Origin of the sequence: Umezawaea endophytica, from assembly GCF_025061645.1 — a bacterium.
In the GTDB taxonomy this organism is placed as follows: domain Bacteria; phylum Actinomycetota; class Actinomycetes; order Mycobacteriales; family Pseudonocardiaceae; genus Umezawaea; species Umezawaea endophytica.
In genome coordinates, this window is record NZ_JANYMP010000007.1 from 106,383 (window position 1) to 127,244 (window position 20,862).

Genomic DNA, 20,862 nt, shown 5'->3' on the forward strand with positions numbered 1-20,862 from the left:
CCCCCGGGGGGGGTCCGCGGGGCCCCCCCCCACGTCCATCTCCCGGCATCGTCACGGGCGCTGGCTGCTCAACGCGCGCGGCGGGGCCTGGGCAGGCCGTCCTCCGGCCCTACCGGGCTACTTGGTGAACCCGGCCTCACTTACGTACCCCGAACAGATCACTTCACACCTGCCAGAGGGACAACTCCGTTCAACAGCGGTGCCCACCAGACCGTTCAGAGGGTGCGAGCCCTGGTTCTGCTGGAGAATCTGAACTCGATGGTCACCGGCACGACGTCCAGGTCGAGTGCCTGGCGCAGGCGCGGAAGGCCGACGGTGTCGATCCGGCGGCGGATGTCGGCCAGGTCGCCGTCTTGCTCGGCGCTGACGACCATCGCCAACGCGGGCGCCTCTCTTCGACCCGCCAGGGTCGCACGCACGGCGTGCACTCCCGGATAGGCCGTGACCTCGTCGACGAACGGGGCAACCGCGGTGCTCGTGGCCAGTTCCGTTCGGCCGAGGGCCGGGTCCTGCTCGAAGCGCCAGGTGCGGGCCTTCGGCGCTCGAGCCAGTTGCGCGAGGATCCAGCGCAGGCACAGCAGTCCGAGCACGATCGCCACGCAGGCGGTCACGACAAACGCCCAGGTGGGCGGCTCGATCAACTCCGGCGCGAGTGGTGCGTCGGCTACGAACACTGTCAGGTCGAAGTGCGTCGCCACCGTGAACGCGCCTGCCGCGAGCAGCACAAAGCCGAGCACACCGAGCAGGACCCGGTTGAGCCGGGCGGGGCGGTTGAGGTTGGTCACGGGTCGCTCCTGGCGGCTTTGATCTTGACCTTGAGTTCAGGACGGGCCTCGGGCGCAATCTGGTCGAGCCGCTGGTCGAGCGACACGCGCACGGCGTCGGCGAGCCCATCAGTCGTGGTCCGGTCGGTGCGCACGACCGCAGCGACCTTGCGCCGCCCCAACGACAGGGTGGCCGCGTTGACACCGTCCACATCGGAGGCCGCGGTCCGCAGCGTGCTGCGGTAACTCCGCCGAGAGGCACCGGAATCGAACGTGGTCTCCTCGTCTCGCAACGGCACTACTGTGGGTCTGCCGGGCAGGACCGAGGCCAGCAGCAGGACCAAGCCGACCACAGCGGCCGTCCCGCCCGCGACCAGCGGTACGAGGTCTGCCCACCGGGTGCTGTGCAGCGCGTCGGCCGCAGCGCGATAGGTGATCAGCGGGGTCTCCCCCAGGATCGTCTGGATCGCGACCGTGGCGACGAGCGCACACACCACGAGCAGGACAGCAGCGGTGAGGACAGCGGGAGCGCTGCGACGGGGACGACGTTTCACTGAACCCTCCTGGTGTTGGAGGTGACGCTGGACAGCTCGGTAACCGTGATGTCCACCCGCGCCACCTTGATCCCGGTGAGTTCCTCGACTCTTTGCACCACATGGGCTCGCGCGGCTTCGGTGGTGTTGGCGACCGACGCGGGGTAGGTCACGGACAGCCGGACGACCAGCGACGCGATGCCGCCACTGACCGACGCGGTGACCTTGGCGGCCTGATCGGCACCATCACGACCGACCGCGACCCCGAGCATCCGGGTGACTGATCCACCAACACCGTCGACCTCGCCGAGCGCGGTGGCGGCAATCCGCTCGACGGTGCGATCGGAGATCGTGAGCTTGCCTGGACCGGCGTCCTGCTCCACCGGTTTCGTAGCCATGGTCATGGCGTTCAGCCCCTGTCGCGACCGGCGAGCTGCGACAGGTCGAGCTTGCCTTCGAGCACACGGCCGACAACCAGCCCGACCGCCCCGAACAGCAGCACGACCAGAAACGCGCCAAACCCGCCGAAGGCCGCCGCCGCGCCGAGGACGATGCCGGTCAGCAGACCGACTTGGGTGGGGGTCATGAGTTTCTCCTAGCTGGGCCGATCGGTCCGCTGCGGACGCGAGCGGGTGGTTCAACGGGTGGTGGAGGTTTGGTTAAGATCATCGATGCGGACATGCACGGGGTCTGTCGACCTTGCTGGCACCGGTAGGCGCGGATCGCACGGCGCCGACGAGCACCGGCGGCACGACGTGACCGTCGTTGGCAGGAACGGATCGCTCAAGGTCACTGATGCCGACAGACACGGGTCCGACGACCTCGCCGGACCGCTCGACGTCACGGATGCCAGCGAGCACGAGGTGCACGACCTCACCAACGTCAGCAGGCACGCACCGCACAACCTCATCGCTGGCGACAAACACGAGCCGGACCACATCCCCGCGGTGGGCAGGTATGGGAAGGCCAACTGTCCCTGGAGCGGCCCGAACATCGGCACTGACCTTGGCGCAGGAGGCCGAGTGAGGGCCAGTGACCTCGGCGGCGGAGGTCGAGTACGTGCCAGCGACCCTGGCGCCGGGGTAAAAGTAGCTACTGGCGGTCTCGGCACCAGTAGCCAAGTGCCTGCCGGTGATCTCAGCACCGAAGGCCGAGTGACGGCCAGTGGCCTCGGCGCCGAAGGCTGGATATCTGGCGGTGACCTCGGTGGTGATCACGTCCGGCCAGCCCCCGGCGGTCAGGAGACCGGGCCAACCCTCAGCAATCCCCCAACCAGGCCGACCGTTGTCAGTCCGACAACCAAGCCGAGCACCTGCGATCCCGCGACCTGGCCAACCCTCAGCAACTACGCGATCGAGCCGCCCCTCGACACCCCTGCGACCCAACCTGCCGAGCAGCCCCGCGCCGTCCGGCCGCCCCACAGCCCCCCGGCGACCGGACCAACCCCCAGCAACCCCGCGACCAGACCGCCCCTCGACACCCTCGCGACCCAACCCGCCGAGCAGACCCGCGCCGTCCAGCCGAGCCTCGGCCACCCAGCGAACGGGCCAAGCCCCAGCAACTCCGCGACCCAGCCCGCCCGACGGACCCGCACCGTCCGGCCAACCCCCGGCTACCCGGCGACCGAGCCAACCCTCAAGGCCTCCGCGACCCGGCCCACCGGGCAAACCCGCACTACCTGGGCAACCCACGGCCGCCCGGCGACCCAGCCGACCCCCAGAGCCACCGCACCCCGACCCGCCACCGGACAAACCCGCACCACCCGACCGCCCCCTCACCGCGGCGGCAAACCGACCGGCGTCGGACCGGACAACGCCGGTCACAGCACGCGGCCGGTGTCGGGGGTGTCGGTGGTGTCGTCTTCGCTGGGGATGTGGACGTCGGTCACGTTGATGTTGACCTCGACGACCTCCAAGCCGGTCATCCGTTCGACCGAGGTGATCACGTTGCGGCGTACCGCGTTGGCCAGGTCGGCGATGGAGACGCCGTACTCGACGAGGATCTGGACGTCGACCGCTGCCTGCTTTTCGCCGACCTCGACCGACACGCCCTGGCCCGCGCTGGAGGACGCGCCGGGGATGCGCTCGCGGATCGCGCTGAACGCTCGGGCGGCGCCGCCGCCGAGGGCGTGCACGCCGGAAATCTCCCGTGTCGCCAAGCCCGCGATCTTCTGCACCACGACGTCCGCGATGCTGGTCGAGCCGTAGGTGGAAGCCTGCGCCTCGCCGTTGGTCTTCGCGATCTCACGGCCCGCGGCGGGACGGGCGGGGGCGGTGGGAGCGGTAGGGGTCGTGTTCGTCATGACTTCTCCTGTGGCTGCGTGTCCTGGTGGTGGAATTTGTTCCACATCGACTAGGACACGGCAGGGTGGGGAATCGTCACGACCCGATCGTGTGTGTCTCCCGTCTCCCCCGTTCGGCTTACCCCACGGGACGCACGACGGTCAGGCGGTCGGCTCGGGGATCTCCGCCCACACGGTCTTGCGGTCGGTGTAGCGGTCGACGCCCCAGGCCGCGCCCATCGACTTGATCAGCACCAGCCCGCGGCCGCGGAATTCGCCCAGCGTGGACGTCCCAGGCTTGGGCAGGACGTCCGGCGCGGCGTCGTCAACCTCGATGCGCACGATCCCGTCCGAGTCGTCGTGCCCCAGTCGGATCACCCGCGGAGCCTGTGCGTGCTCGAACGCGTTCGCGGCGAGTTCGGTGGCGATCAGCTCGGTGTCGGCCACGAGGTCGGGGTCCAGGTCGGCCAGCACGGTCCTGATCCACGCCCGCACCTGCGACAGCGGTGGCGTCTCGTGGTCGTCGAGACGGAACTCGTGCTGCGGGCGGGTGGTCGGCGTGGTCACCTGACTCCTCGACTGGTGCTGCCGCGGTCGGTTCGAGGACGGCGGCGATCATCTGGTGGTGGCTACCCCGGCGGATGGCCCATCACACGTCAGACTGTAGAGCCGACCGGGCCCACACTGCCACGCCCGCACCGGGCGCGCACCCCTAGACTGGGTCGACCACGAGACGAGGGATCCGATGCCACGCAACTCCGCGCAGGACGCCGGTTCCGACGCCGGGCAGGGCACTCCCCTGCGCGTCGCGACCGAGCAGCACGCTTCCGCGCTGGTCGTGCGCGTGATCGGCGAGATCGACATGAACACGGCCCCGGCGTTCGGCGAGCACATGGCCGCCGCGTTCGCCGCCGCGTCGAGTGCCCGCCCCGCCGTCGTGGTCGACTTCAGCGAGGTCGACTTCCTCGCCTCGGTGGGCCTGTCCGTGCTCGTGGCGCACCACCAGCTCGGCCTCGCGAACGGGACCCCGTTGCTGCTGGTCGTGTCGTCGCGCGCCGTGCTGCGCTCGATCACGTCGGCCCAGCTCGACCAGCTCTTCACCCTGCACACGACGGTCGAGTCCGCCCTCGGGGCGCTCTAGGGGCGTTCGACCCGGTAGACGACGTGGTGGCGGTCGTCGACGGGGTTGTCCGGCTCCAGCTCCCCCTCGGCGACCCGCGTAAGTCCGGCCTTCTCCAGCGCCCTCCAGGACGCCCGGTTCGCCGCGGCCACCGGCACCACCACGTCGGGCGCGGCCGGGTAGTCCGCCCAGGTGGCCGCGATGACGGCGCCGATGATCCGCGGGCCCAGCCCTCGCCCGCAGCGGTCGGGGTCGCCGACCAGGTAGTCGATGCTCACGGACTCCCGGTCCACGGCGAGGGTCGGCGCCAGTTCCTCCAGGTACTCGGGGTAGTCGCCGTACCGGCTGCGCTGCACGAGCCCGACGGGCGTGCCGTCCTCGAACACCAGCAGGTCCTCCGACGGCTCCTTGCGCCTGGCCACGGGCCCGAAGTCGCGTTCGACGGCCTCCGGGGACGTCTCGTGGTTCCACCAGCGCGCCACGTGCGGCTGGAGCAGCCACTGCCGCAGCAGCGGGAAGTCGTCCTCGGTCAGCCTGCGCCACGTGATCACGGGGACACCTCCTGGCGCCGTCGACGGCGGTAGTAGCGGGCTTGGCGGTCGCGGTGGCCGCACGAGGGGTTGCACCACCGCCTGCGCGGGTGGTCGCGGACGAAGAACATGGAGCAGCCGGGTGCCGTGCAGCGCCGCAGCGCGTCCGGGCCGACCAGCAGTTCGATCGCGCAGGCGGCGATCCGAGCGAGCACCGCGGCGCCACCGGTCGCGGAGTCGCGGTGCCGCGCCACGGGCCCATCAGCGGACCAGTCCAGCTCCAGCCGCGTCGGCGTGGTGAAACCGTTGACGACCTCGACGTCCACCCGGTCCGGTGTGGCGCCCTCCACGGCCGCGGTGAACAGCCGGTGCGTGCTGTCGCGCAGCGCCCGAGCCCGAGCCGCGTCCACGGCGGGCTGTCCGACCTGCGCGAACCACTCGTCGACCCACGCGCGGGTGCGGAGGAAGTCCTCGCCGTCGCCGTAGAGCGTGTTCGCCAGCTCCACCGCGAGCGGCTCGGTGCCGAGGATCGGGAACTCCATGATGCTGACGGTAACTCGATGCTCCAACCGTCAGCCACCGAGTTTTTCGGCGTGCCGGGGTGGACACTGTGCGACGGACGAGAGGAGCGCACGTGGCGATCGTTTCCCGCGGTTTCCGCGGCCGGGCGCGTGACGAGGACGTGGCGCTGCCGCCGGGCCAGTACCTCACCGAGGACTTCCCGGTGCTGTCGGCGGGGCCGACCCCGCGGGTCCCCACCGACCGGTGGGAGTTCACGGTCACCACCGAGGTCGGCGTGAAGCACACGTGGCAGTGGCAGGACCTGCTGGAACTGCCCCACGAGAAGCCCAAGGTCGACCTGCACTGCGTCACCAAGTGGTCGAAGCTCGGCACCTCGTGGCAGGGCGTGTCGCTGGACGTGCTGCTGGAGGACGTGGAGACGGCCGCCGACTACGCGCTCGTGCACTCCTACGGCGGGTACACCACGAACCTGCCGCTGGAGGACCTGCTCGACGGCCAGGCGTGGATCGTCCACCGCTACGACGGCGAGGACCTCACCCCGGAGCACGGCGGCCCGGCCCGGCTGCTGGTGCCGCACCTGTACCTGTGGAAGTCGGCGAAGTGGGTGCGCGGCATCAAGCTGCTGCTGGAGGACGAGCCGGGCTTCTGGGAGACCATCGGCTACCACGAGTACGGCGACCCGTGGCGCGAGCAGCGCTACCAGGGCGACTAGCCCGTGGTGCGCAGGCTGAACTGGCACGTCGCCGAGGTCGTCGACGTGCGCGACGAGACCGCCGCCGCCCGCACGCTGGTGCTCGACGTGCCGGACTGGCCCGGCCACCTGCCGGGCCAGCACGTGGACGTGCGCCTCACCGCCGAGGACGGCTACAGCACCCAGCGCAGCTACTCCCTCGCCGCGCCCGCCGACGGTTCACGGCTGGAGCTGACCGTGCAGCGGGTGGACGACGGCGAGGTCTCCCCGTACCTCACCCAGGTGTTGGAGCCGGGCGACCAGCTCGAACTCCGCGGCCCCGTCGGCGGCTGGTTCGTGTGGCGCCCGACGGACACGGCGCCGGTGCTGCTGGTGGCGGGCGGGTCCGGCATCGTGCCGCTGATGGCGATGATCCGCGCCAGGACCACGCCCGTGCCGTTCCGGCTGCTGTACTCGGTGCGGACCCCGGAGGACCGCTACTACGCGGCCGACCTGCGCCGTCCCGTGCCCGGCCTGGACGTCACGTACGCCTACACCCGCACCGCGCCTCCGGACTGGCCCCGTCCACCCGCGCGACTCGGCAAGGCCGACTTCGCCACCGCGGGCTGGCCCGCCGACTTCGCCCCGGACTGCTTCGTGTGCGGCCCGACGGGTTTCGTGGAGATGGCGGCCGACGCACTGCAAGCACTCGGCCACGACCCCGGCAAGATCAAAACCGAACGCTTCGGCCCCAGCGGAGGCTGACATGACCACCCACTTGGACGGCAACGCGCTGGCAGGCCCGCTGCGGGAGCTGTTCGCCGTCGACATCACCACGGCCACCGCGCAGTGCTCCGGCTGCGGCCGCGGCGGCACCGTCGCCACCCTGCACGTCTACGCGAGCGCTCCGGGCCTCGTCGCCCGCTGCCCCGGCTGCGAGGACGTCGTGCTGCGCGTGGTCCGCACCCCGGACTCGGCGTGGCTCGACCTGCGCGGCACGGTCAGCCTGCGGATCCCGTTGGCGGAGTGAGCCTCGGACGGCGTGACCGCGGCGGGCTCGGGAACAGGTGCCCCAACGCCGAGCGGACGAGGGTGCGGACCATCGCCGGGGTGGCGGCGGTGGCCTCGCCCCGGCGGAAGGTCGACCTGGCGAACGACCCGTCCGGGCCGAAGGACTCCATCCGCACCTCGATGTCGATCGTCGCGCCGTCGGTGATGCCGACGCGTGCCAGCGGCTCGTCCGGGATGTGGTCGTCGCCGCTCTTGAGCTGGTAGAAGAACCTCAGGCCCACCGCGCCGCCGAACCTGGTCTCCTCGTCCGGCAGCGCGAGGGCCGTGCGCACCAGCACGTGCAACTCCTCGCCGGTCGCCTCGGCGGGCACGTCGAGCACGTGCGCCACGGACAGCGCACGGTTGCGGACGTGCAAGGAGATCGACGGCCCCCCACCGTCCACGGCGGACGGGACGGGCACCGGGAGCACGGTCGCGGCGACGGACGAGTCCGCCTTCCACGCCGCCGTGAGCTGGTCCGCCACCACCGCCCAGTCGTCCTCGGCGTCCAGGTACCTGCGGGTCGAGAGGAGCGTGGGCGGCACCCGGTCGTCCAGCCGGACGACGAACAGGAACGCCCGCCTGCCCGCCAGTTCGCGGCAGAAGGCGGCGGTCCACTCCGCGTCGACGAACGGCCGGTCGTCGCAGTGCCGCGACCACAGCAGCACGTAGTAGTCGGACTCGTCGAGGGCGCGGTTGATGGCGAGCACGTAGTCCTCGCCGAGCTTGATACCCAGCGCGTCGACGAAGCTGTCGACGCCCCTGGCGCGCAGTTGCTCGGCGAGCAGCACGGCCTTCGGCCGGTCGTCCCCGGCGAAGGACAGGAAGACCCGCGGGCGATCAGGGTGTGCGGTCAGCGGCACGGTGCCTCCGTCGGTCGAGTTCACGTCGCAGCAGGCGGCGGACCGGCCCGGCGCCGGTCTGCCGGTCGGAGGCCCCGCACACCGCCCAGCACGCCCAGCGGGCCGGGTGGTGGGGGTTCTCCAGGTCGGCCGGTGGGTCCCACGCGCCGCGGGCCACGTCGAGCTGGGCGCGTTGGAGCGCGATGTCGCGCGGCAGGTACCGCAGGTAGCGGTCGAACCGGTCGAGCACCGCGGAGGCCACGGGCTCGTCCGCGATCCACTTGGCCGCGACCACGGAGGCGGCACCCGCGTGGATCGCGGCCCGCACGAACCCGACGTGCTCGTCCCGGCCACGCGGCTGGGCCATCCCGGTCTCGCAGGCGCCGAGGACGAACGTCCCGCAGCCGCGCAGGTCCATCCACTGGAGTTGGTCCGGCCGCACCCGGCTGTCGGTCCCCTCCGGGCCGAGCAGCAGCCAGGACCGCGTCGGGTCGACGTGGTCGTAGAAGCCGTGGGTGTCGACGCGGACCTGGTGGTGCGCCCTGCTCGCCAGCGCGGCCCGCACGTCGTCGGGGGTTACCCGCTCGCTCTCCAGGACGACGCGACCGGGTAGGTCGGCGGCGTGGGCGAGGCCGGTGCCGGGCGGGCTGACCAGGAGTGCCCGGTCTCCCCGCCGGGCCGCCGAGCGGTGCCGCAGCGGGCGCCGCGCCGACAGGCACGGCAGGTCGGACAACGCGTACCGGTCGCAGATCCGCTCCGAGGTCCCCGGCACGGTCATGGCGGCGAACGGCACCCCGGCCAGCGCGCCGCCCGCGACCAGCGCGATCCGGCGCACGCCTCGCGGCAGGACGTCGAGCACCGCGCCCACGTCGAGTTGGTCGGCGACTCGGGCCAGGGACCTGTCGAAGTCGCCCGACGCGATGGCCTCGTCCAGCAGCCCCTCGGTCCAGCAGGACATCAGCTCGTCGACCGATCGCCACAGCGCGGCCCGGTCCAGCGCGACCGAGGAGTGGTGCAGCGAGCCGTGGCCGATCACGGCGTGGTGCACGCGGTGCGGTGTCACGTGGACCATCCAGACGACCTGGGACCGGGGCAGGTCGCGGGTCTCCTCGCCCAACCACCGCCAAGCCCCGTCCAGGTCGTGCAGCCGCGGCAGGTTCCTGGGGAACCCCTCCGGCAGGACGCTCCCGAGGATCGTCGCGCCACGCGCGCTCTCCATGGCGACGACGACCGCCGCCGTCGCCGCGGCCCCGCGCCTGTCGACGGCCGCCGCGGCGGCGCGGACCCGCTCGTCGTGCTCGTCCGGCGCGGCGAGCTGCATCCCGACCCTGACCTGGTCGGTGACCTGGCGTTCGGCGAACCGCTCCTCGATGGCGTGGGCCTCGATCCAGCGGTCGCCCGCCTCGTCCTCGGCGCCGAGCGCGAACAACGCGCGGCCTCCCAGCCGCAACGCCACCACCCTGACCTCGGCCAACGCGGTGGTGTTCGCGCGCGTGGCCGCGGTGTCGAGTTGGACGACGGCGTGGCGGAGGAAGGCGTCGTCGCCGGTGTGCTGGTGCCGGGCCAGTTCCACCTCACCGGCGATCAGGTGCCACACGGCGACGTCGTGCTCGGCACGGGCCAGGTCGCGGAGTTCGACGAGCAGGGCTTCCGCCTCGTCCAAGCGGGTCGCGGCGAGCAGTCGCCGCGCCTCCTCGATCCGCCTGCCGAACCGGGTGGAGCCCGAGCCGCCCGGCGCCGTGTCCGGGAACAGGCCGTCCAGGTCCTCCTGCGCGGCCACGGGGTCGGGCGATTCCGCCACGGCCTCGCGCAGCAGCGGTTCCAGACGGGCCACGACCGCTTCCTGCCTGGTCAACCACAGCAAGGCGGCGATCTCGCGCAACACGGGCAGCCGCAACGCCGGGTCCACGACGGTGTCGGTCACGCAGCGGATCATGACGTGGAGCGCCTCCTCGTAGCGCAGCTCGCGCTTGAGGGCGACGGCGAGGAGCAGGTGGTCGGCGACCGTGCGCGGAGCCGCGGCCGACAGCACCTCGGGCACCGCTTCCCCGACGCCCAGCCGAACGGCCGCGCCGAGCCGGTCCCGGTCGACGATCGCCACTCCCGCGTCGTTGCCCGCCGCCCGGAACGCCGCCCTGGCCCGCTCCCACTTCTCGGCCGCCGCCTCGAACTCGCCCCGGTCCGCGGCGGCCAAGCCCTCGACCCGCAGCAGCCGCGCCCGGTCGTCGTCGGTCGGCGACCAGTCGCCCAGCGCCGCGATGTCGGCGAGCGCCCCCGCGAGGTCACCGACCGAGCCGCGGATCTCCGCCCGCAGCAGGAGGAGGTCGGGGTGCGCTCCCCCGGCCGCGCGCAGGTGTTCGCCGCACCGCGCCAGCGCCGCCGACGCCGCGCCCAGCTCCAGCAACGTCGCCACGTGGTCCACCGCGAGCGCGTCGCGCGTCCCGGCTTCGGCGAGCGCCACGGCGTCTCGATAAGCCCGGTCCACGGCCCGCGCGTCCGCCCTGGCGAACGCCTCGCGGCCCGCGGCCACGGCACGTCCGACCGGGCTGCCCGGATCGAGTTCGAACCGGTCGGGCATCAGGCCCCGCACCCGACCAGGGTGTCGCCGGTCTCCGGGCAGATCAGCAGGACCAGCCCACCGGCCGCCACCGGGGCGGCGGTCCCGCCGGGCGGCGCCGACGGGGTGGGCGCCGGGCTCTGGGAGGTGTTGCCGCTCACGGCTCGCGGCGACACGGGGATCCGCAGCCACTCGGCGCCGCGGCCCATCCCGTTGCCCGCGCGGACGTCCGCGTACGGGACGCTCGTCCGCTTCTCCGCGGTCGCCCTCCGAACCTTCACCTTCGTGTCGCGGGGCAGGGAGCCCGCAATGACCCGACCGTCCTCGAGCGAGAGCGAAGCGCGGAAGCTCTCGTGCAGGTAGAGGTCGGCGTCGGGCGTCTGTAGCGCCTGACCGAGGTCCATCGCCTCCGCACGGCTGCCGGGCACCTCCGCCAGGTCGCTCTTGTCGACCACGACGGCGCGGTCGGACGTCAACCGCACCAGCACGGTCTGCTCCGGGTCGGTGCCGATCGCGCGCAGCACCTTCGCGCTCCACGGGTCGTCACCGGACACGATCCGGACCTCGGTGTCGTTGACGAGCGCGGCACCGTCCTCGCCCAACCGCACCCCGCGCCACAGCCCGTCCTCGGCCAGCGTGGCGTCCGCGCGGGCGATGACGATCCGGGGCATCTCCCGCAGCACCGCGGCGCCCTCGGCCAGGCCGTTGACACCGAGGATCGGATCGCTCGGATCAGCTCGCACGTGGTCGCCGACCAGGTACGCGTCGGCGGACCTGCCGTCCCGCACGGTCACCCGCACCGTCTTGGCGTCGGCGGGCGGTCCGTCCGTGAACGTCGCGACAGCCGGACCGTCGGGAGTAGCGGGCGCGACGTCCAGCGACCGTCCCGGCGGAACGGTCGGGGGCGCGACCATCTCCCCGTAGAAGAAGCGCGGTCCGCTCGCACCGGGGTTCGGCGCGCCCAGGCGGAAGACGGGGGCGTCACCGGCAGGGGGAACGTCGCCGCTGATCGACAGCCACGGGGCGTCCGCACCGCCGACCCGGTTCACCACCCGGCCCGCCGGGTCCTTCAACGTGTACAGCACCCCGTCCTTCGCGGACGGAACGCCCTCCGGAGCCGCGGCGAGGGTCTTCTGCACCGAGTCGAGCACGCCTCGGACCCGGTCCACGAAGCCGCGCCGCCACGTGACGGTCACCAGGGTCGCGTCGCGGTCGGCCGTCAATTCCCCGAACTCACGCCCTTCGTAGTCGACGCGCTGGGACACGTGACCGTCGTGGGCGTCGATCGTGGTGGACAGCCTGCGCTGCGCGGTGTCGGGCAGCACCAGCTTGAGGTCGCCGAACCGCACGACCTTCCGCCCCGCCGCCGTGACGTCGACGACCGCCTTGCCGTCGACCGTCCGGAACGCGTGCTCCTGGTTGGCCACGACCTGGCCCGCGCTGTCGATGGACAGCCGCTTGACGGAGCCGGTGCCGGTCGTCGCGTCGAACGTCGAACTCGCGTCGAGCAGCCCGGCGCGGTTGACCGGTGCGGGCAGCGTCGCCAGGTAGTCCGCGGTTCCCTTGCGGGCGATGAGGTCGCCGAGCGAGACACCGCCGGAGATCACCCGGTAGCCGCAGCTCTCGTAGCTCTTGGACGGGGTGACGACCACGGCTTCCTGCTCGGCCGACGGCGGCGTCACGAACCGGACCGGCGCCCGTTCCCGCAGATCGGGGTTCTTCGCGTACCAGTCGGCGAACGTCAGGGTCGACGGGATCTCCGCGTCCGGCAGGTGCGGGAGCGTGGCGGAAGTCTTGGCAGCCAGCCACTCGAGCGCGCCGCTCCACCGCATGATCTGGTCGAGCCGCTGGTACTGCGGCTCGTGGTCGGCGACCGCCTGGTAGTGCTGGTCCCACCACGTCAACCCCCTGCCCGAGGCGAAGCTCGGCTCGACCTCCGCGCCCGCGGTGCCGTCCGAGCGGGAGAACAGCCGCGTCGACTGCGCCCCGATGCTGATCTTCGCGGAGTCGTAGGAGTACGCGGACTCGTTCTGCCCGAACCACAGGCGTCCGCTCTCGCTCGCCAGTCCCGTCTCGCAGTGGCTCCACGGCGTCACCGCGTCCGGGTCCGGCACGAACCCCTCGACGGCCTTGGCGGGCACGCCGTCACCCGTCCCGTTCACCCAGTTCTTGGCCACGTAGTCGGTGTAGAACAACGTCATCCCGACGGCGGTGCCCGCGAGCCCCCCGTCGTACCGGGCCTGGCTGTACACCGGTCCGCCGTCCAACGCCGACCACAGCCCCCAGAGGGATTCGCGGGTGGTCGGCAGCCCGTGCTGGGCGAGGGCGTCGGCCTGGCCGTCACCGTGCAGGACGTCGGCCACGACCTCGGCCACCTCCGCGGACGACGTGAAGGCCGTACCGGACCAGTTCCCGGACAGGACCCGCTCGGCCGTCTCGCCGCTCAGGCCCGGCACTGCGGCCACGAGGTCCGCCGTGGTCTTGGCCGGACGCGGATCGAGCGAGAACGCCGGAGTCGGCCCGCCGGAGGTCGGTCGATATCCCCGCTGGAGCGCGGACACGTCCGCCAAGGCCAGCGGAGCGCCCTCGTCCGGCCAGGTCCACCCGCCCGCCCACACCTCCGTGCCGCGCACCTCCAGCGTGGACAGGGATCGCGTCCGCGCCAGGAACTCCGTCAGCCCGCCCGCCTGGTCGACCCGCGCCGACACGTAGCCGTTCGCCGACCGGGCCTGGTCCGCCGAGGTGGGCTCCTCGGCCGTGACGTCGACCGTCCTGGAGTCGGCGTGGACGGTGAAGTCGTGCACGCGGACCTGCTCCGGATCACCACCGGCATCGGTCCGGTGCTGGTCGAGAAGCTGCCCCACGGTGCGCGCCCGGCGCGGATCGTCGGCCGCCACGAGCAGGTGCAACACCTTCCCGTCGAAGAGCGCGCGCCCCGGCCCGGTGGCCTGCCGGGACAGGTCCGAGAACCCGCCGTCCCGCACGGGTACCGCGTCGTACAGCGCGTTCCTCACCTGGCCGGTGTCGAGCCCCAGGTTGGCCGCCAGCCCGATCCGCGCCCAGTCGAGCACCTGGGCCCGGTCCTCGGTCGCCTCCAGGCCCGCGAGCCGTCCGGCCGCTCCGGCGTAGGACACGACGAAATCGGCACCCGCGGCCGTGGGGTCCGTACCGCGAGGGGTTTCGTCGTCACAACCCACCAGGGCCAGGAGAACGCCTGCGAGCACCACCGCGATCGCCGATCGAGCACGCATGTGCGATTCCTTCGACTTGCCGGATACGCGTCACCGAATGGCGAACGGCCGGAGCATAACCACGAACGGGAATCCCACAGAGGCAAGGAGAATGGCTGTCAACTTTGTGTCCTGAAGCTGTCAACCGCGCCTGGTGGGAATCTCGACGACCGTGGCCGAAGGCGAATTATCCGCACATTCATCAGCGCATTCTTCGAGCGATCGGGGGTGGTCCGGGCCGCACACCCGCACCACCCCCGCTCCGCTCAGGAAGTCGCCGCGAACTGCGCCGAGTACAACCGGGAGTACGCGCCTTCCGCCGCCAGCAACCGCTCGTGCGTCCCCTGTTCCACGATCCGCCCCGATTCCATCACCAGGATCAGGTCCGCGTCCCGGATCGTCGACAGCCGGTGCGCGATCACGAAACTCGTCCTGGACGACCGGAGTGCCGCCATCGCGTGCTGCACCAACGACTCCGTGCGCGTGTCGACGGAACTGGTCGCCTCATCCAGGATCAGCAACGACGGGCTCGCCAGGAACGCCCGCGCGATGGTCAGCAGTTGCTTCTCACCCGCGCTGACGTTCGTGCCCTCCTCGTCGATCACGGTGTCGTACCCGTCCGGCAGCGTGCGGACGAACCGGTCCACGAACGTGGCCCGCGCCGCGGCGACGATCTCCTCCTCGGACGCGTCCGGCCGTCCGTAGGCGATGTTGTCGCGAATGGTCCCGCCGAACAACCAGGTGTCCTGCAACACCATCCCGATCTGCGACCGCAGGTCCTCGCGCCGCAGCGAGGTGACGTCCACACCGTCCAGCGTGATCCGGCCCGCGTCCAGCTCGTAGAACCGCATGACCAGGTTGACCAGGGTGGTCTTCCCGGCCCCGGTCGGCCCGACGATGGCCACGGTCTGCCCCGGTTCCGCGACCAGCGACAGGTGCTCGATCAGCGGCTGCTCCGGGCGGTAGGAGAAGCTGACGTCCTCGAACTCCACGCGGCCACGCCGTTCCGCGGGCAGGGACGCGTCCGCCGGGTCCGGCGACTGCTCCTCCGCGTCGAGCAGCTCGAAGACGCGTTCGGCCGAGGCGACACCGGACTGCATCAGGTTCGCCATCGACGCGACCTGCGTGAGCGGCTGGGTGAACTGGCGGGAGTACTGGAGGAACGCCTGGACCTCGCCGAGGCTCATCGAGCCGGACGTGATGCGCAGGCCACCGACGACGGCGACCACGACGTAGCTGATGTTGGACAGGAACATCATCGTGGGCATGATCAGCCCGGAGATGAACTGCGCGCCCAGCGCCGCCTCGTAGAGGTCGTCGTTGCGACGCCGGAACTCGGCCTCGGACTCCTCCTGCCGCCCGAAGACCTTGACGACCTGGTGGCCGGTGAACGACTCCTCGATGTGGGCGTTGAGCACGCCGGTGTGCTTCCACTGCTGCATGAACAGCTTCTGCGACCGCTTCCCGATCCAGCCGGTGACGAACACCGACACCGGGATCACGGCCAGCGCGATGAGCGCCAGCAACGGGGAGATCGAGATCATCATCGCGACGACGCCGATGACGGTCAGCAGCGACGTCAGGAGCTGGCTCAGGGTCTGCTGGAGGGTGGACGAGACGTTGTCGATGTCGTTGGTGGCCCTGGACAGCAGCTCGCCGCGCGGCTGGCCGTCGAAGTAGCGCAGGGGCAGCCGGTGCAGCTTCGCCTCGACCTCCTCGCGCAGCGCGTAGACGACGCGCTGCACCACGCCGTTGAGCAGCGCGCCCTGCGCCCAGAAGAACACCGCGGACGCGAGGTACAGCGCCATCACCCACATCAGCACGGTGGCGAGCGCGGCGAAGTCGATGCCCGCGCCCGGAACACCGCGCATGCGGCCGAGGACGCCGTCGAAGATGATGTCGGTCGCGTGCCCGAGGATCTTCGGTCCGGCGACGGTGAACGAGACGCTGATGACGCCGAGCGCGGTGACGGCCGCGAAGCCGAAGCGCTCGGGCCGCATCCGGCCCGCCAGCCGTTTGGCCGACGGTCCGAAGGACTTGGCCTTGCCGACCGGCATGCCCATGCCGGGCAGACCGCGGCCCATCGGCGACGGTTGGGGACGTGGACTCGTGGTCGTGGCGGTCATGCGGCCTGCTCCGGGGTGAGCTGGGACTGGACGATCTCCCGGTACGTGCCGCAGGAGTCCAGCAGTTCGTGGTGGGTGCCCGTGCCGACGACGGACCCGCCGTCGAGCACGACGATCTCGTCGGCGTCGAGGACGGTGGTGATCCGCTGGGCGACGACGAGCACGGCGGAGCGCTCGACGTGCGGGCGCAGCGCGGCGCGCAGCCGGGCGTCGGTCGCCAGGTCGAGCGCGGAGAACGAGTCGTCGAACAGGTAGATCTCCGGGCGGCGGACGAGCGCGCGGGCGATGCACAGCCGTTGGCGCTGCCCACCGGACACGTTCGTGCCGCCCTGCGCGATCGGCGCGTCCAGCCCGTCCGGCATCGCCTCGACGAAGTCGCGGGCCTGCGCGATCTCCAGCGCCTCCCACAGCTCTTCGTCCGTGGCGTCGGGTTTGCCGTAGCGCAGGTTGCTCGCCACGGTGCCGGTGAACAGGTAGGGCCGTTGCGGCACCAGGCCGATCCGGTCCCACAGCACGTCCGGGTCCAGGTCGCGGACATCCACGCCGTCGACGAGCACGGCGCCGTCGGTCACGTCGATCAGCCGCGGGATCAGCGACACCAGCGTCGACTTGCCGGTGCCGGTGCTGCCGACGATCGCGGTGGTCCTGCCCGCCTCGACGCGGAAGGAGATGTCGCGCAGCACGGGTTCCGCCGCTCCGGGGTAGCGGAACCCGGTGCCGCGGAACTCCACCGAGGCCCGCGCGGGCAGGTCGCGCACGGGCGTCGCGGGCGGGACGACGGACGACTCGGTGTCGAGGACCTCGTTGATCCGCTCGGCGCACACCGACGCGCGCGGGATCATGGTCGCGATGAACGTCGCCATCATCACCGACATCAGGATCTGCATCAGGTAGTTGAGGAACGCGGTCATCGAGCCGATCCGCATCTCCCCCGCGTCGACCTGGTGCGCCCCGAACCACAGGACGGCGACGCAGGACGCGTTGAGGATCAGGATCACCGTCGGGAAGATCAGCGCCTGGAGCCTGCCGACGCGCAGCGCGGTGTCGGTCAGCGAGGCGTTGGCCTCGGCGAACCGGCGGGACTCGGCGGGTTCGCGGACGAACGCGCGCACCACGCGGATGCCGGAGAGCTGTTCGCGCAGCACGCGGTTGACCCGGTCGATCCGGGTCTGCATCAGGCGGAACTGCGGCACCATGCGCCGGACGAGCGCTCCGATCGCCAGCAGCAGCGCGGGAACGCACACCAGCAGCAGCCACGAGAGGCCGACGTCCTCGTTGAGCGCCATGACGATGCCCACCACGCACATGATCGGCGCGGTGACGAGCATGGTGCACATCAGCACCACCAGGAGCTGCACCTGCTGCACGTCGTTCGTGGTGCGGGTGATCAGCGACGGCGGACCGAACCCGGCCACCTCGCGGGCGGAGAACTCGCCGACGCGGTGGAAGATGGCGGCCCGGACGTCGCGCCCGAACGCCATGGCGCTGCGGGACGCGTAGTACACGGCGGCGCCGGAGCAGGTGATCTGCACCAGCGTGACCGCGAGCATCCACCCACCGGTGGACACGATGTAACCGCCGTCGCCCTTGGCGACGCCGAAGTCGATGATGTCGGCGTTCAGGCTGGGCAGGTAGAGCGACGCGGTCGTGCCGACGAGTTGGAGCACGAGCACTATCCAGAGTTCGCGCCGGTACGGGCGCAGGTAGGTGAGCATCAGGCGGTACAGCAACGAAGCCCCCACAGAAGAAACTTGCCGTATCTAATGGCCGGTACCGTAGGCTACCCAGATAAGATACGCAACGTACTTAAGGGGCAAGGGTGCCGGAGCCGAAGACTCGCCGCCGCGGAACGGAACTCGAGCAGGCGATCCTCGACGCCGCGTGGGCCGAGCTGCGGGATGTCGGCTATGCCCGGTTCAGCATCGAGTCGGTGGCCGCACGGGCCGGGACCAGCAAACCGGTGATCTACCGCCGGTGGTCCAACCGCGCGGAACTCGTGTTCGCGTCCTGGGGTGCCCAGGCGCCCATCGAGCACTTCTCCCCCGACACCGGCGCGCTCCGCACCGACCTGCTCGTGCTGTTCACCAGGATCGCCCGCCGGGCCGACGCGATGATGAACGAGGTGATCGCGGGCGTCATGAGCGAGGTCTTCCGGCACCCCGAGGTCGCCGAGCTGCTGCGCGCCCGACTGCACGGAGCGCCGGTCGCCGCGGTCGTGCAGACGATCGTGGAACGGGCCGTCGAACGCGGCGAGATCCCGCCGGTCGAGTTGACGCCGCGAGCGGGACGGCTGCCGTTCGACCTCGTGCGCAACGACTCCGTGCTGTGCCGCGCCCCGATGTCGAACGACGCGATCGTGGAACTGGTCGACGGCGTGTACCTGCCGCTGCTGCGCGGACTGGCACTCGCCCGCGACGATGGGTGACATGGACTTCCTCCCGCTGGCCGAAGAACTGCTCGCCGTGCGCTCGACCGCGGACAGGCCCGCCGACCTGCGCCGCGCGCTGGACTTCGTGCTGGACGTGGTCGGCCCCGGCTTCACCGTCGAGCGGTTCGAGTCGAACGGCAAACCCAGCGCCCTGGTGTACTCCGGCGCGACGCGCCCCGACTTCCGGGTGATCCTGAACGGCCACCTCGACGTCGTGCCCGGCGCGGACGAGCAGTTCGCCCCGAGGCGCGACGGCGACCGCCTGATCGCCCGCGGCGCCCAGGACATGAAGCTCTCCGCGCTCGTCCAGGCGCAGGTGTTCCGCGACACGGCCGCGACCTCGCCGTTCCCGATCGGCCTGCAACTGGTCACCGACGAGGAGGTCGGTGGACGGGATGGCACCCTGCACCAGATCGAGCAGGGCGTCACGGCGGGGTTCGTGGTGATCGGCGAGCACAGCGGGCTGCGGGTCGTGGCCGAGTCCAAGGGCATCGCGGGCGTTCGCCTGCACGCCACCGGTCACGCCGCCCACAGCGCCTACCAGTGGCTCGGCGACAACGCCCTGGTCACCCTCGTGCGCGCCGTCGACTCCGTCCTCGCCGCGTACCCCGTCGCCACCGCGGAGGCGTGGCGCACCACGGTGAACGTCGCCCGGATCGCCACGACCAACGTGGCCACCAACCAGGTCCCCGCCGACGCGACCGCGTGGCTCGACGTCCGCTTCCCGCCCGAGGACGGCGACTTCACCGGCCGCACGACCGACGAGGTCGCCGCCCACTTCACCGCCCTGTGCCCGCCGGGCGTCACCGCGACCGTCGACCACGTCGAACCCCCGCACCGCGCGGACCCCGACAGCCCTGAGGTCCTTGCGCTGCAACGTGCCGCGCGGGACCAGGGGTACTCGGGCGACCTCCTGCGCAAGCACGGCGCGGCGGACTCGCGGTTCTACTTCCGGCAGGGCGTCGACGCGGTGATCTTCGGCGTCGGGGGCGACGGCCAGCACGGGCCGGACGAGCACGCGGACCTCACGACGGTGGAACCCTACCGCCGGGCCCTGCTGGGATTCCTCGCGTCGCTCAGGTGATCAGGCAGAGGGAATTCCGGCGATACCGGTCTCGCCCTTCAACGCCTGCCTGCCGCGCGCGGGTCCGAACTGCTGCACGGCGCACACGAGCCAGCCCGCGGCGACGACTCCGACGAGGCTGAGCAGGCGGTACAGGACGACGACCGGCAACGCCTGGGCGGCGGGGATTCCGCCCGCGACGAGCGTGAGGACGAGCGCGGCGTCGACGACGCCCAGTCCGCCGGGCAGCGGCGAGAGGCCCGAGGTGGTCATGCCCGCCGTGTACACCAGGAGCAGCAGCGGCAGCGTCAGGCCGTGCACGCCGAGCGCCGCGGCGCACGCGGCGAGACAGGCGGCGTCGAACGCCCAGTTGAGCAGCGCGAGCCCGGTGGCGGCGCTCCAGTCGCGACCGCGGGGACGCACGGTGCCGAGTTGGGCCACCAACTCGTCCAGCGCGGTGACGCCGGTGTCCTCCGGGCGACGGCGGAGCCGGTTCACCCGCCGCAACGCCCAGCCCGCGGCGGTGACGAGGGGTTGGGGGCGGCGCACGAACTCGCGGGCGATGGCCGTCACCACGACCAGTCCGGCGGCGCTGAGCACCACCTGCGTCCAACTCGGGCTGCCGCCCACCGACAGCGTCGCGCCCAGGCCGACCAGGCCGAGCGACGCGGTCGACACGAGCCCGCCCGCGACGAGGCACCAGGTCGCGACCGCGTTGCCCGCCCCTTCGCCGCGCATCCAGCGGAACGTGTAGGCCGTCGAGAACGCGGGACCGCCGGGCAGGGTGGCGTGCAGCGAGTTCGCCACGAGCGCGGCGGCGACCGAACTGCCGACCGACGCGTGGACGCCCGCGGCGAGCAGCAGCCTGCGGCGGGTGAGGGCGAACATGCCCATCGACGCCGCGATGGCGAGGACCGCGACGGAGAACCAGGTCACGTCGGCGTTCGAGAGCGACTCCACGGCCGACTCGATCGTCGGCGCGAACACGACGGCCTCGACCACCAGCAGTCCGATCACGACGGCCGCGGCGACCAGTCGGAACCGTCCCGCTTTGCCCGATTGCCGGTGCATCACGTCCGTCATGCCCGGATCGTCCCAGCCGGACATGTGGTGTTCCTGTGCGTCCTCACGCCGCTATCTTCCACG

The 20,862-nt window shown here is 71.7% G+C and carries 20 protein-coding genes; 6 read left to right on the plus strand and 14 right to left on the minus strand.

Features of this window, described 5'->3' with window-relative positions; translation table 11 throughout:
• Window positions 1-215: 215 nt before the first annotated feature.
• The 6 genes from NZH93_RS16780 to NZH93_RS16805 form a co-directional block, all read right to left on the minus strand.
• Window positions 216-785 carry an alkaline shock response membrane anchor protein AmaP gene (locus tag NZH93_RS16780; protein ID WP_259624025.1) on the minus strand — a complete coding sequence of 190 codons (570 nt, stop codon included), beginning with the start codon at window positions 783-785 and terminating at the stop codon, window positions 216-218.
• On the minus strand, window positions 782-1,318 hold the full coding sequence (locus NZH93_RS16785; protein WP_259624026.1) for a DUF6286 domain-containing protein: 537 nt from the start codon (window positions 1,316-1,318) through the stop codon (window positions 782-784). Before NZH93_RS16785 ends, NZH93_RS16780 begins: the two co-directional genes overlap by 4 nt.
• The gene (locus NZH93_RS16790; RefSeq protein WP_259624027.1) at window positions 1,315-1,680 is read right to left on the minus strand and encodes an Asp23/Gls24 family envelope stress response protein; all 366 of its coding nucleotides are present in this window, start codon (window positions 1,678-1,680) and stop codon (window positions 1,315-1,317) included. Before NZH93_RS16790 ends, NZH93_RS16785 begins: the two co-directional genes overlap by 4 nt.
• Window positions 1,681-1,706: 26 nt before the next feature.
• The gene (locus NZH93_RS16795) at window positions 1,707-1,883 is read right to left on the minus strand and encodes a hypothetical protein (protein WP_259624028.1); all 177 of its coding nucleotides are present in this window, start codon (window positions 1,881-1,883) and stop codon (window positions 1,707-1,709) included.
• Window positions 1,884-3,116: 1,233 nt separating this feature from the next.
• Window positions 3,117-3,599, minus strand: coding sequence for an Asp23/Gls24 family envelope stress response protein (locus NZH93_RS16800; RefSeq protein WP_259624029.1), 483 nt, complete (start codon window positions 3,597-3,599; stop codon window positions 3,117-3,119).
• A gap of 141 nt (window positions 3,600-3,740) precedes the next feature.
• Window positions 3,741-4,145 (minus strand): ATP-binding protein, encoded by a 405-nt coding sequence (locus NZH93_RS16805; protein WP_259624030.1) that lies wholly within the window; start codon window positions 4,143-4,145, stop codon window positions 3,741-3,743.
• Window positions 4,146-4,323: 178 nt separating this feature from the next.
• On the opposite strand from NZH93_RS16805, the gene NZH93_RS16810 reads away from it, so the two are divergent.
• The gene (locus NZH93_RS16810; protein ID WP_259624031.1) at window positions 4,324-4,719 is read left to right on the plus strand and encodes an STAS domain-containing protein; all 396 of its coding nucleotides are present in this window, start codon (window positions 4,324-4,326) and stop codon (window positions 4,717-4,719) included.
• Here NZH93_RS16810 and NZH93_RS16815 read toward each other — a convergent pair.
• Entirely contained in the window at window positions 4,716-5,249 is a 534-nt protein-coding gene (locus NZH93_RS16815; protein ID WP_259624032.1) for a GNAT family N-acetyltransferase, read from the minus strand. The genes NZH93_RS16810 and NZH93_RS16815 overlap by 4 nt on opposite strands.
• Window positions 5,246-5,770 (minus strand): CGNR zinc finger domain-containing protein, encoded by a 525-nt coding sequence (locus NZH93_RS16820; protein ID WP_259624033.1) that lies wholly within the window; start codon window positions 5,768-5,770, stop codon window positions 5,246-5,248. The genes NZH93_RS16815 and NZH93_RS16820 overlap by 4 nt, the downstream gene beginning before the upstream one ends.
• A gap of 92 nt (window positions 5,771-5,862) precedes the next feature.
• Here NZH93_RS16820 and NZH93_RS16825 point away from each other — a divergent pair, with 92 nt between their 5' ends.
• Genes NZH93_RS16825 through NZH93_RS16835 form a run of 3 tightly spaced genes read left to right on the plus strand, consistent with a single transcriptional unit; the run spans window position 5,863 to window position 7,450 of the window.
• Window positions 5,863-6,462: a sulfite oxidase-like oxidoreductase gene (locus tag NZH93_RS16825; RefSeq protein ID WP_259624034.1), complete on the plus strand. Its 600-nt coding sequence runs from the start codon at window positions 5,863-5,865 to the stop codon at window positions 6,460-6,462.
• 3 nt (window positions 6,463-6,465) lie between these two features.
• The gene (locus NZH93_RS16830) at window positions 6,466-7,185 is read left to right on the plus strand and encodes a ferredoxin reductase (RefSeq protein ID WP_259624035.1); all 720 of its coding nucleotides are present in this window, start codon (window positions 6,466-6,468) and stop codon (window positions 7,183-7,185) included.
• 1 nt (window position 7,186) lies between these two features.
• Window positions 7,187-7,450: a DUF6510 family protein gene (locus NZH93_RS16835; protein WP_259624036.1), complete on the plus strand. Its 264-nt coding sequence runs from the start codon at window positions 7,187-7,189 to the stop codon at window positions 7,448-7,450.
• Here NZH93_RS16835 and NZH93_RS16840 read toward each other — a convergent pair.
• The 5 genes from NZH93_RS16840 to NZH93_RS16860 form a co-directional block, all read right to left on the minus strand.
• The gene (locus NZH93_RS16840) at window positions 7,422-8,333 is read right to left on the minus strand and encodes a toll/interleukin-1 receptor domain-containing protein (RefSeq protein WP_259624037.1); all 912 of its coding nucleotides are present in this window, start codon (window positions 8,331-8,333) and stop codon (window positions 7,422-7,424) included. The two genes, NZH93_RS16835 and NZH93_RS16840, sit on opposite strands and share 29 nt — an antisense overlap.
• On the minus strand, window positions 8,311-10,902 hold the full coding sequence (locus tag NZH93_RS16845) for a CHAT domain-containing protein (RefSeq protein ID WP_259624038.1): 2,592 nt from the start codon (window positions 10,900-10,902) through the stop codon (window positions 8,311-8,313). Before NZH93_RS16845 ends, NZH93_RS16840 begins: the two co-directional genes overlap by 23 nt.
• Complete coding sequence (locus NZH93_RS16850; RefSeq protein ID WP_259624039.1) at window positions 10,890-14,120, minus strand: hypothetical protein; 3,231 nt, start codon at window positions 14,118-14,120, stop codon at window positions 10,890-10,892. The genes NZH93_RS16845 and NZH93_RS16850 overlap by 13 nt, the downstream gene beginning before the upstream one ends.
• 245 nt (window positions 14,121-14,365) lie before the next feature.
• Window positions 14,366-16,225, minus strand: coding sequence for an ABC transporter ATP-binding protein (locus NZH93_RS16855; protein WP_276023559.1), 1,860 nt, complete (start codon window positions 16,223-16,225; stop codon window positions 14,366-14,368).
• Window positions 16,222-17,955, minus strand: coding sequence for an ABC transporter ATP-binding protein (locus NZH93_RS16860; protein ID WP_259624268.1), 1,734 nt, complete (start codon window positions 17,953-17,955; stop codon window positions 16,222-16,224). The genes NZH93_RS16855 and NZH93_RS16860 overlap by 4 nt, the downstream gene beginning before the upstream one ends.
• 89 nt (window positions 17,956-18,044) lie before the next feature.
• Between NZH93_RS16860 and NZH93_RS16865 the strand changes: the two genes are divergently transcribed.
• Window positions 18,045-18,650: a TetR/AcrR family transcriptional regulator gene (locus NZH93_RS16865; protein WP_259624040.1), complete on the plus strand. Its 606-nt coding sequence runs from the start codon at window positions 18,045-18,047 to the stop codon at window positions 18,648-18,650.
• A 1-nt stretch (window position 18,651) separates the two neighbouring features.
• Window positions 18,652-19,737 (plus strand): M20 family metallopeptidase, encoded by a 1,086-nt coding sequence (locus NZH93_RS16870; protein WP_259624041.1) that lies wholly within the window; start codon window positions 18,652-18,654, stop codon window positions 19,735-19,737.
• Here the strand turns inward: NZH93_RS16870 and NZH93_RS16875 are convergent, their stop codons facing one another.
• The gene (locus tag NZH93_RS16875; protein ID WP_259624042.1) at window positions 19,738-20,823 is read right to left on the minus strand and encodes a lysylphosphatidylglycerol synthase transmembrane domain-containing protein; all 1,086 of its coding nucleotides are present in this window, start codon (window positions 20,821-20,823) and stop codon (window positions 19,738-19,740) included.
• Between the last annotated feature and the right edge of the window lie 39 nt (window positions 20,824-20,862).